The sequence below is a fragment of the Vibrio sp. M260121 genome, assembly GCF_036533715.1.
GTDB lineage: Bacteria > Pseudomonadota > Gammaproteobacteria > Enterobacterales > Vibrionaceae > Vibrio.
On the sequence record NZ_JATABF010000072.1, the window covers coordinates 1 to 10479 of the forward strand.

Genomic DNA, 10479 nt, shown 5'->3' on the forward strand with positions numbered 1-10479 from the left:
TGCCAGAGTGATTATTGCCAACCGCATGAAAGCAGTGCTTACCTAAATCGATACCTAAAATGTGGATAGTAGACATATGGTTCACCTCGTTCTGATAGCCTACTCTAAGCGTAGGGCTTGAGAGTGAGGCGGACCATATAATTAGCCCCCTTAAAAGGAGGCGAGATGCAGGATGGATAACGTCGATCTTGTTAGTGGTACTTGTTCACTCTGCCTTCGACGAAAAAGACTTCACACTGATAACGTTGAGCAATATCGCGAAGCATTGATTGATTCATTAGGGCAATCTTGTTCGATGCGACTACAGCGCTAGCGTTACCAGACTGAATAGCTTTAATCACGATTTCCACTTCAGAAAGCTGTTGAGACGGCTTCATCTGAATGATGTTTTGACAGCGGATGTTGGAAGCAGCAAGTTGCTCAAAATCAGGACGAGGGCACTCAGCGGTAAACAGAATCCATTGCTGTTGTTGAGACAATACTGCCAACTTAGAAAGAAGTTGGCCCGACACATCCATAGGTTGTGTTGCTTGTGCCAATACGTTGTAGCGAGAGTATGTATGAGATTGAGTTTGTAACTGCATCTTACTGTTCCTTTATACATGCTGTATGTGTATACAGTAGTTTGTTTTTGATGCCTGATCAACCGATTTTTATGAATTGAGTTGAAAAACTTTCCCTTACTTATGATTTGGTTTTTGTCTAACTTATTGAAATTAAAATGTAAAATTTGATTTTTGATATGTTTGATAAACATGGTGAAATGTGAAGTCACCTGCATTCCGGAGCTGTATATACAGGTGGTTACTACTGTATATACAGTAACTTCGGCTTAGCTATACAGTGGTTTTAACCGCTTTATACAGTGCTTTTTCGTGATGGCACACAGTAGTGTTAGTGCTTTTGAGGGAGAAGAAAGGAAGAGAAAACAAGAAAGGCAGAGGCGGAACGTTCAAGAAAGCGCTTTGCTTTTACAGACAACGATAAAAAGCAGGCTGCGAATACGCAGCCTGAAAATACAAGGATCGATGTTTAATAATGGTTAGAATTCGGTTTTTGCACGTGTGATTTCTGTTTCAAATTGGCCAAGGTTGCCAGCTCTTACAAGCTGAACCATAGTTTGAACCATGGTGCGAATTTGTTTGATGTTACCTGAATTGGCGCGAGAGCATAAACTGCCAAGGTCGGAGTTTGCTAATCGCAATAATCGACTTTTGTTAGGGCCAGAGACTTTTCTTTTAATAGTATTTTTCAAAACCATCAACTCACCAGTTGCAACGGCTTCAGGAGGCTGACTAGAAATAATTGCTTCCGTTTCATCTGTGTACATATGGCCACTTGTTTTTTGTTTGAGCGACAAAACTATACTCCAGATGTATCGTGGGTTTGACCCGCTGACAGGGAAAACCATCGACATCACTATGAAATAAGTGACACTGTTTTTAACAGGTCAATTAATAGCCGATTTGAGAGTGTGAGAACCACCAGAGGACTAGAGAATGTGATTGCGGAGTATTTTGGTTGTGAGGGCTTCACGTTTTAATGAAGGATCAAAAAAGCGCCTTGCGATAAGGCGCCCTTGAAAATCAGTTCCGTTGATTTGTTCTATTTAGCTTGCTCGTTGCCCCAAACGCTCGCGCATTTGCAATTCGCCTTGGTTGAATAGGCGGACATCGATTTTCGCGATGTCGTAGCAAGAGCTGCATGAACGATGGTATTTACCATCTACGTAATCATGACGAGTTACAAAGCTAGGTTTTTTACACCAGTCACAGGTGCCTTCTTCAGTGAACATTGATTTTCTCCCCACCTACATAAATTTGAGTCGCTAGGTGTTATTTTTCGCCCAGCATTATGGCATATAAAAGATGGTCAAGTTAAATGTCTGTTAATTTGTTTGAGAGGGAGATCGATTGCGAGCCTTTATTTTCTAGGATGAAAAGCTCGCAAGATAAAGGTGTGTGGCTGGGTTTTACTCTTTTGTAACATTTTGTGAAATGGTTTTAAACGCCTGATTTAAACGCTTCATCTCTTCTTCACTTCCCCTAGAATCAGGATGGTAGAGTTTAGATAATTGTCTGTAGCGCAACTTCACTGCTTTACTGTCTGGAATGGTTTGCGGGGTATAGCCAAACATCGCACAAGCGACGAGAAGTTTTTGGTTCTCAGATTGACCTTTGATCTTCTTAAACTCTTTAAATACTTTTTCGAGTTGGCGCTTAAGTTGTTTATTAGCAAACTGAAGTTCTTTCACTTGTGTCTCTAATTGCAGAGAGCGTGACACTTCATTTGCTGCAGTGGCTTTGGCCTTTTTTGTGTGCCTGCGGTAACCGAATGCACCGCCACCAAGAAGCAGAGCAAAGCCCAGAGCGCCAGAGGCATACCAAACGTTGGAGTTTTCAGCTTTCTTTGCTTGTTGAATTTCAATGGTCTCTTTCTGTTCTTCGTCAGTGGCTTGCTTATCCAATTCTACAATCTCAGAAACTTGTTTGGCCCTGAGTTGATTGAAGCGATCTTCCAAAAACTGGTTATAGGCTTCTTCTGCCTGAGGGTTTTTAAGTGCAGACAGTTGATACCAAGCTTCGACGAGATCAGAGTTCGATACTTCCGCTTGATGGTGCTGGACAAAATCGGCCAACAAAAAGCCACGGTCGGTTGGATCGTTTAACGCAACAGAAGTGAACCAATAAATCGCTTGGGTGAAATCCGTGTTGCCAGTTAAACCACGAGCGTAATCTTCTGCTAGTTGTTTTTGAGCGGGTAAGTAACCTTGATGTGCCGCTTGTTCTAGCCAATAACGTGCGTCAGTAGGTGATTCTGGATTGGGTTTCAACGCCAGTTGCTGCGCAAGGTCGAATTGGGCTTCAGGTTGTGTCGGGTTCTGAGAAGCAAATGCAGTGCTCGTAAGGCAGGCACTTAAAGCAAAGGTGAGGGCAGTGGTTCTGAAAGACATTGGGTATGTCAGGTCTAGCGAACGACGCTAGACCTGCTCCGGTAATAATTGTTATTACCGATATGGTGCAACCAAATTACTTCAGTGGCAAGATTTGGATTTCAACACGACGGTTGCAAGCACGACCTTCAGAAGTTTGGTTTGAGCAAATTGGGTTACGCTCACCGTAGCCACGTGCGATTGCGCGACCTGGTGCAACGTTTTGTGATACTAGGTATTGACGTACTGATTCAGCACGACGCTCTGATAGCGTTTGGTTGTAAGAATCGCTACCTGTGCTGTCTGTGTAACCATCGATCACAAGGCTTGTGTCTGGGTATTCAACTAGGATACGAGCCACACCACGAAGTGTGTTGTGGATGCTTGCGTCTAGTTGGTAAGAGCTTGAAGAGAAGCCAATGCCGTTTTCCATGCGAAGAAGCAGTTGGTTTTCGCCAACACGTTCAACTTGTACGCCAGAGTTTAATAGAGCACGACGCAGTTCCGCTTCTTGTTGGTCGAAGTAGTAACCAACACCAGCGCCTGTAGCACCGCCAGCCGCAGCACCAATCAATGCGTGTTTACGACGTTCTTTAGCGTCGTCACCAGTCGCAAGACCAATTGCTGCACCCGCAATAGCACCGATAAGCGCACCTTGCGTAGTTGAGTTAGTTTCGTATTCACCTGTAGTTGCGTTTTGGCGTTGTGTTGCTTGACAGCCAGTAAGAGCCAGCACTAGCGCAAGTGCAATAGACATCTTTTTCAAGGGAAAATCTCCGTATAAGCCGAGGCGCAAGTGCGCCTCATAATGGGATGTGAATTATGGAATAGAAGGTATTGATATTTGTTATGCGAACGTCAGATTGATAGAAGCTTTGTAAGCTTTTTCTTATAGTTGGCGATGTTGTAATCAGTTCCAAAGTTATTTAGAAGGGTTATCCAACATTTTTCTCGCCTGCTCTCCGCCAACACCTCGGTTAACGGAAACTTTGCGGCCTTTTTTCAAGCCGACTTCGTAATCTGCAGTGATGTTCTTCATCGCTTCCTTGAGTTGTTTCTTGAACGTCTCACGGTCGATGTTTTTAAATTCTTTATCAATGTAGTTATTGATTTTGTTTGCGGATTCTTCATCTGGTGAGATCACAGGTAGCTTTTCGAGCGCACCTTCTACCCAACCTGAAACGAACGAGTTAACACGACGCGTTACTTCCATTGAAGAAGTGCCTGAACCGGCGAAACTATTGCGGAACTGTCCGGTGCTCTCGTTCATCTCACGATAGATAATATCAAAGGCAAAAGCCGCAAAAATCGCGCGGTCTGCTTCACCGATAAACTCTACTCGTTTAAGCCCTTTATGGTTCAGAAGAACCGCCTCAACACCGAACTTAGTATTGATGCCGCGAATCACGCGCAATATCGTCGAGCTAATGCTTGCTGGCAAGAGATGTGAAGACTGAGTCTTACCCATCTTGATAAACTCAATATCGTCCTTATCCAAGCCATATTTCAGCATGAGACGATGCGCCATCTTGATAGCGTTCGCCGCTTCATTAACGTTGGCGGAGTTGCCCAGTTCTAAACACTTGGCGATTTTTTTCAGAGCTTTTTGTTTATCCATCGACGACCAGTACCGGGAACTGAAAATTTAGGAAGTCGGATATATTACCTTTTTTGATGGAAAAACGGAATAACGATGGAGAGGGAAAACTGTGCTGCAAAAAGAAAGCCCCTTATGGAAAGAGGCTTTGAGAAAGGTCGTTGTTTGGCAAGATTACAGACCAAGTTGGTCTAGCAGATCATCCGCATCACTTTTTGAGCTTGCTGATTCTGCCGCTTTTTTGTCAGCCATACTTTTGCGAGTGGCTTCTAAAATATCGTCCGGGCTTTCATCTTCAGCCACTTCAAACTCTTCAAGTTGGATAAACTCGGTCTTGTCCATCGCTAGTTCTAGGTAGAAGATATTATTGTTCTCTGTAGAGAAGGTGACTCGACGCGCTTGAGGGCGGTCAAGATTGGTATCAACTTGCAGGATCACCTGTTTATTGAGCGAAAGCATTTTTGGTTGGTTCTGCGTGATATTGGTCTGCAGCTCTTTACGAATCTTATTCGTGAAGTCGCCGACCAATTGGTTCATCAACTCACCAAGCACATCGCCCACTTCATCTGAAGTGTGTGAGATCGCTAACTCTTCCTCTGGCATGCCCATATTACGCATGTAGTTGGTGTAAATCTCTAAGGCCGCTTTTGCTGTAAAGTTAATCACAACAAGGCCAGTGAAGCCTCCATCAAACAATACAAAACAACCAAAATCCGGCTTGAGGCTGGTTTTGTTGATCTTTTGCACCATTGCAGAGTAGTTAACTTGAGAAGAGGTTGCTGAAGTAAGTACGCCAGAAACCGACTGGCAAAGTTTTAGAAGGATATCTTCAGTGGTTACAACTTTATTTTTTTTCATCCTGAAAGCTCATATTGAAAGGCTATTTCCTTTTCAATGTAAGGCATCAAGCGTTATAAAATAAAGCATAAGTTTAATTCTTGTATTGAGATTCTGATTTGAACGCCTTTTTAAATGTTGTAAAGTGACGTAATTCAAAGAAAACAACCTCATTCATACCTCTAACTTGCCAGTGGTTTTGGACGTTAATGGTGAGAATGATTAAAAATTAGATAACCCGCAGCTGATTGGATCAGCGCAGTAGGGGCAGGAAGCAAATGTTACCAAGATTACACTCGCAAACGGATGTCGATCCTCTTGTTCTTAGTTTTCTCAAAGAGCTTGAGCACTCCGGGTTCACTGGCGATATCGAAAGCCAATACTCTAGCCGCCTCGCAGTAGCCACCGACAACAGTGTCTACCAGCAACTTCCTCAGGCTGTTGTCCATCCCAAAACCACCCAAGACGTTTCCCTCATCGGTAAACTTAGCAACAAAGAAAAATACGAGCGTATTACCTTTTCTCCTCGTGGTGGCGGTACGGGCACCAATGGTCAGTCTTTAACGAAGGGCATCGTGGTTGATTTGTCTCGCCACATGAACCAGGTTCTAGAGGTAAATGAAGAAGAAGGTTGGGTTCGTGTTCAAACGGGTGTGGTCAAAGACCAACTGAATGATGCTGTTCGCCCGTATGGTTATTTCTTTTCGCCAGACTTATCGACCAGTAACCGTGCAACGATTGGTGGGATGATCAACACCGATGCGTCAGGTCAAGGCTCGCTTAAGTACGGTAAAACCTCAGACCACGTTCTTTCTCTTCAAGCGGTGTTTGCTGATGGTTCGATTTTGGAATCCGACCTTTCTCATGGCTTGCCGAATGAAGGGGAATTTGCCGATACGGCAATGCGTGTGACGGAATCGGTATGCCGTGACAAGCGTCAGCAAATTAACGACAAGTTTCCTCCGTTAAACCGCTTCTTAACTGGCTACGACCTTAAAAACGCATTTGACGAAGAGGCAGACAGCTTCGATATCACTCGTGTTTTGTGCGGCGCTGAGGGCTCGTTGGCGTTCATCACCGAAGCGAAGCTCAACCTAACCCGCATTCCTAAAGCGCGAACTCTGGTTAACGTCAAATACAACAGTTTTGATTCGGCCCTGCGCAACGCGCCATTTATGGTGGAAGCAAAAGCGTTGTCCGTTGAGACCGTGGACTCAAAAGTTCTGAACTTGGCGAAGCAAGACATTGTCTGGCACACCGTCAGTGACTTGATTACCGACGTACCTGATAAAGAGATGCTTGGCATTAACATGGTCGAGTACGCTGGTCAGGATGAAGAGGAAGTGGCTTCTCAAGTCGCGTACCTAACAGCCAAGCTCGATAGCATGCTAGAAACGGAAGAAGCGGGCATCATTGGCTACCAAGTATGCAGTGATGTGGCGAGTATCGGTCGTATCTACAACATGCGTAAAAAAGCCGTGGGGCTATTGGGTGCTGCGAAAGGGCGTGCGAAACCAGTCGCGTTTGCTGAGGACACTTGTGTTCCGCCAGAAAACTTAGCGGACTTTATCGTTGAGTTTCGCGAGTTGCTAGACGCAAAATCACTTAACTACGGCATGTTCGGTCACGTAGATGCGGGTGTGCTCCACGTTCGTCCTGCATTGGATCTGTGCGATCCTCATCAAGAAGCCTTGATGCACGAAATCTCGGATGAAGTGGTTAAGCTGGTGGCAAAATACGGTGGTTTAATGTGGGGCGAGCATGGTAAAGGTTTCCGCTCTGAATATGGCCCTGAGTTTTTTGGTGAAGAACTCTTTACTGAACTGCGCCGAGTGAAAGCTGCTTTTGACCCACACAACAAAATGAACCCAGGTAAGATCTGTACGCCGCTGAATAGCGATGCTGAGCTTGTCAAAGTCACCGATACCAAACGCGGTTACTTTGATCGCCAGATTGACGTACAGGTACGTGATAGCTTCAAGCAAGCGATGGAGTGTAACGGTAACGGCCTGTGTTTTAACTACGACACCAGTTCACCTATGTGTCCTTCGATGAAAGTCACTGCAGACCGCCGTCATTCGCCGAAAGGGCGCGCAGGTTTAGTTCGTGAGTGGCTGCGCCAATTGACTGAGCAGGGCATTGATATTCTCGACTTAGAGAAGCAGACGCTGGAAAACAAAACGTCCATCAAAACCATGATCGACCGTGTGCGTCATTCGATTAATCGTCGTCATGAGTATGACTTCTCCCACGAAGTGTATGAAGCGATGAATGGTTGTTTGGCGTGTAAAGCTTGTGCGAGCCAGTGTCCGATTAAAGTGGATGTACCTAGTTTCCGCTCTCGTTTCCTCAATATTTACCACTCTCGTTACCAACGTCCGGCAAAAGACTATTTGGTGTCGAACATTGAATCTATGTTGCCATTGATGGCCAAAGCGCCAAGTGTGGTAAATGGTGTGCTCAAGCAATCTTGGGTGCAAAGCCTAACGGCTTCGACGGTGGGCTATGTTGATGCTCCGTTATTGTCTGTACCTACCTTGAAAGAGCGAGTCGAGACGTTAACCACGGCTTACGACCTACAAGCACTAAGTGGCTTATCAAGTGAAGACAAACAAAAGCATGTGCTGATTGTTCAAGACCCTTTCACCAGTTACTACGATGCAGAGGTGGTGGAAGATTTCATCAAACTGGTTAAGAAGTTGGGTATGAATCCGGTTCTTCTGCCATTTAAGCCAAACGGCAAAGCACAGCACATCAAAGGTTTCTTACGTCAGTTTAAGAACACCGCGCAAGATACCGCGAAGTTCTTGGAGATGGTCGCGGACTTAGATATCCCATTGGTGGGAGTCGATCCTGCGTTAGTACTGTGTTATCGCGACGAGTATGCTGAAGTATTGGGTAACAAGCGTGGTCAGTTTGATGTGCTTACTGCCCATGAATGGCTTCATCCAAGACTGGGCGAGTTCGATGCTCTTGAATCTAAAGAGCAAGCACCTTGGTATCTGTTCGCCCATTGTACTGAGAAAACCAAATTGCCAAATGCAGAGAAAGAGTGGGGGGCTATCTTCGCCCACTTCGGTGCGGTGCTGAACACTGTGCCTGTAGGCTGTTGTGGTATGGCGGGGACCTTTGGCCATGAAGTAGATAAGCTCTCGATGTCGCGTGACATTTATGATCTGAGCTGGAAGCCAAACTTGGACAAACTCTATACCGAGCGTTGCTTGATTACGGGGTACTCCTGCCGAAGCCAAGTCAAACGCTTTGAAGGGGTAAAACCTAAGCACCCAGTTCAAGCTTTGCTAACCTTGATATAATGCTTTACGAAAGCCCAGTCTAACTGGGCTTTTTATCATTTAAGAATCGTTACTGACGATGACAACGTTTTGTTCTCATAAGGATATGAAGATTGAAAAAGCTTGAGCTTAAAGTGCCACCTGTCGCTTTATTTTTGTTGATGGTATTGCTGATGTACTGGCTGAAAGAAGTCGTGCCAGAAATGAAAATTACCGTACCGTTTGTTGAGTTTGTTACTGTTGGGCTTGTTTTGATTGCTGGGTTTGTTGGCATTGCCGGTGTTTACGAGTTTCGTAAAGCCAAGACGACAGTAAACCCAGTGAAACCAGAAACTGCTTCGCTGGTGGTCGATACAGGCGTATTCGCTTACACACGCAATCCAATGTATGTAGCGCTTTTGCTTGTCATTATCGCTATTGGTCTGTGGTGGCAACATCTCAGTGTTATCTTGTGCGGTGTATTGTTTGTCGCGTACATGAATCGCTACCAAATTAAGCCAGAAGAACGCGCTTTGGAAAGACTATTCGGTGAGGATTACCTAGATTATAAGAACCAAGTCCGTCGCTGGATTTGATGACTGTAAAGCCAATCGCTTATAAAAAGAGAGCCACAGATAAAAAACACAGATAAAAAGAAAGCCCAGTGACTTCATTGGGCTTTCTTATGAATGTTTGAAATTGGTCGGCAGGGCCTTATCTAGCGAAGCTTACTCTGTTGGAGTTTGCTTCCTGAAGACTAGGCTGCCTTAGCGAACTTTGCTAGGAAGGCGTCCTTGCGTTCGTTAAAGCGTTGGACTAAATCGTCTACCGCTTCTTGGTCGTAAGGTTTAAGGCCACTCGCCACCATACGTTTGATGCCTTTACCTACTACTTCACCATCTTCTTTAAAGGCAAAGTTCAGCGTTACCACACCACGTTTACCTTCAACATCGAATGTTGCACCTGTGAAGTCGACTTCAGGGTGAGTCAGGTCTAGACGGTTGAATTCCACTTCCATGCTTTCGTAAATCACCAATGGACGTTGGCAGTTGATCATCATTTGCTTCTCTTCCATTAGAGGAACCATGATGTGCGGGAAGTTCATGCCAGAGAACTGAACGTAGTTAGTCACCACGTGCTCAATAAATGCTGGATCTTGGTTTGTTTCGCCTTCGCGAGACATGTGTAGGTATTCTTTACCTGCCTCATCGACCACGGCGCTTTCTTTTTCACACTTATTTTCGATGTGAAGCGCAACGCCGTCATTCACCATTCCAGAGAAATCGAAACGCATCTTTTGGCTTACGCCTTCTTTGCTCAGCAATACTGCAAAAAGCAGATCGCCTGGAACACAAAAGCGTTTGTTGTCTTCATCGTGAATAGGGTTGTAATCACCAGCTACGCGTTTTGCGAAGTGACTTGCTTGCTCACGAGTGAACTGAAATTGGTGATTAGTGTTTGAAAAATAAGGTGTTAGAAACATAATTTTTACGTAGTAACCAAAACTGTCAGGGATTATATGCGAATATCTGCGTAGCAATGGTCCATCCAGTGAAAACTTCACTGTATCTTAACAATGAAACGATAACGCAGCGGAATAAAGCACCAAAAAGAGCGCTTTTGTTATGCATTATTCAGTATGGCCATAAATCCGCGATTTACCATATTATTGAGGGACTTGATGCGTATAAATACAATAAAGGCTCCAAGAAGGCTGTCTCTTGATCACAAGTCTAGTGATCAAGAGACATTGCGAGTTCGTAGCCTTCAAGGATGGTTTGCAGTTTAAACCATCCTTCCCAAAGCACCTTTATTGAAGCTCTACCCGTCCTCTTGGTATC

The 10479-nt window shown here is 44.8% G+C and carries 10 protein-coding genes; 2 read left to right on the forward strand and 8 right to left on the reverse strand.

The genetic code is table 11. From position 1 onward, the window contains the following. Positions 1–191: 191 nt before the first annotated feature. The 7 genes from QTO06_RS24180 to QTO06_RS24210 form a co-directional block, all read right to left on the reverse strand. A complete protein-coding gene (locus tag QTO06_RS24180; protein WP_331410163.1) occupies positions 192–584 on the reverse strand; it encodes a SulA-like leucine-rich domain-containing protein in 393 nt (130 codons plus the stop codon). 458 nt (positions 585–1042) lie between these two features. Further along, complete coding sequence (locus tag QTO06_RS24185) at positions 1043–1360, reverse strand: hypothetical protein (RefSeq protein ID WP_331410164.1); 318 nt, start codon at positions 1358–1360, stop codon at positions 1043–1045. A 249-nt stretch (positions 1361–1609) separates the two neighbouring features. After that, entirely contained in the window at positions 1610–1795 is a 186-nt protein-coding gene (locus tag QTO06_RS24190; RefSeq protein WP_331410165.1) for a hypothetical protein, read from the reverse strand. 177 nt (positions 1796–1972) lie between these two features. Next, a complete protein-coding gene (locus QTO06_RS24195; RefSeq protein ID WP_331410166.1) occupies positions 1973–2953 on the reverse strand; it encodes a J domain-containing protein in 981 nt (326 codons plus the stop codon). A gap of 76 nt (positions 2954–3029) precedes the next feature. Continuing rightward, positions 3030–3689, reverse strand: a complete 660-nt coding sequence (locus tag QTO06_RS24200; RefSeq protein ID WP_005443271.1) for an OmpA family protein — start codon at positions 3687–3689, stop codon at positions 3030–3032. 165 nt (positions 3690–3854) lie between these two features. Beyond that, entirely contained in the window at positions 3855–4550 is a 696-nt protein-coding gene (locus tag QTO06_RS24205; RefSeq protein ID WP_005443269.1) for a DUF2786 domain-containing protein, read from the reverse strand. A 153-nt stretch (positions 4551–4703) separates the two neighbouring features. Continuing rightward, positions 4704–5387, reverse strand: coding sequence for a DUF3334 family protein (locus QTO06_RS24210; RefSeq protein WP_009705865.1), 684 nt, complete (start codon positions 5385–5387; stop codon positions 4704–4706). Positions 5388–5644: 257 nt separating this feature from the next. On the opposite strand from QTO06_RS24210, the gene ydiJ reads away from it, so the two are divergent. Together ydiJ and QTO06_RS24220 are read left to right on the forward strand one after the other, a co-directional pair. Then, a complete protein-coding gene (ydiJ, locus tag QTO06_RS24215) occupies positions 5645–8680 on the forward strand; it encodes a D-2-hydroxyglutarate dehydrogenase YdiJ (RefSeq protein ID WP_331410167.1) in 3036 nt (1011 codons plus the stop codon). A gap of 92 nt (positions 8681–8772) precedes the next feature. Next, positions 8773–9234 (forward strand): methyltransferase family protein, encoded by a 462-nt coding sequence (locus QTO06_RS24220; RefSeq protein WP_199461481.1) that lies wholly within the window; start codon positions 8773–8775, stop codon positions 9232–9234. Positions 9235–9395: 161 nt separating this feature from the next. Here the strand turns inward: QTO06_RS24220 and QTO06_RS24225 are convergent, their stop codons facing one another. Continuing rightward, a complete protein-coding gene (locus QTO06_RS24225) occupies positions 9396–10121 on the reverse strand; it encodes a DUF3581 domain-containing protein (RefSeq protein ID WP_331410177.1) in 726 nt (241 codons plus the stop codon). Positions 10122–10479 lie beyond the last annotated feature (358 nt).

What these genes read in the sequence shown, in the direction of transcription:
- QTO06_RS24190 (WP_331410165.1), bottom strand. Translation starts at nt 1,795, where the DNA reads ATGTTCACTGAAGAAGGCACCTGTGACTGGTGTAAAAAACCTAGCTTT.
- QTO06_RS24210 (WP_009705865.1), bottom strand. Translation starts at nt 5,387, where the DNA reads ATGAAAAAAAATAAAGTTGTAACCACTGAAGATATCCTTCTAAAACTT.
- QTO06_RS24180 (WP_331410163.1), bottom strand. Translation starts at nt 584, where the DNA reads ATGCAGTTACAAACTCAATCTCATACATACTCTCGCTACAACGTATTG.
- QTO06_RS24195 (WP_331410166.1), bottom strand. Translation starts at nt 2,953, where the DNA reads ATGTCTTTCAGAACCACTGCCCTCACCTTTGCTTTAAGTGCCTGCCTT.
- ydiJ (WP_331410167.1), top strand. Translation starts at nt 5,645, where the DNA reads ATGTTACCAAGATTACACTCGCAAACGGATGTCGATCCTCTTGTTCTT.
- QTO06_RS24205 (WP_005443269.1), bottom strand. Translation starts at nt 4,550, where the DNA reads ATGGATAAACAAAAAGCTCTGAAAAAAATCGCCAAGTGTTTAGAACTG.
- QTO06_RS24200 (WP_005443271.1), bottom strand. Translation starts at nt 3,689, where the DNA reads ATGTCTATTGCACTTGCGCTAGTGCTGGCTCTTACTGGCTGTCAAGCA.
- QTO06_RS24225 (WP_331410177.1), bottom strand. Translation starts at nt 10,121, where the DNA reads ATGTTTCTAACACCTTATTTTTCAAACACTAATCACCAATTTCAGTTC.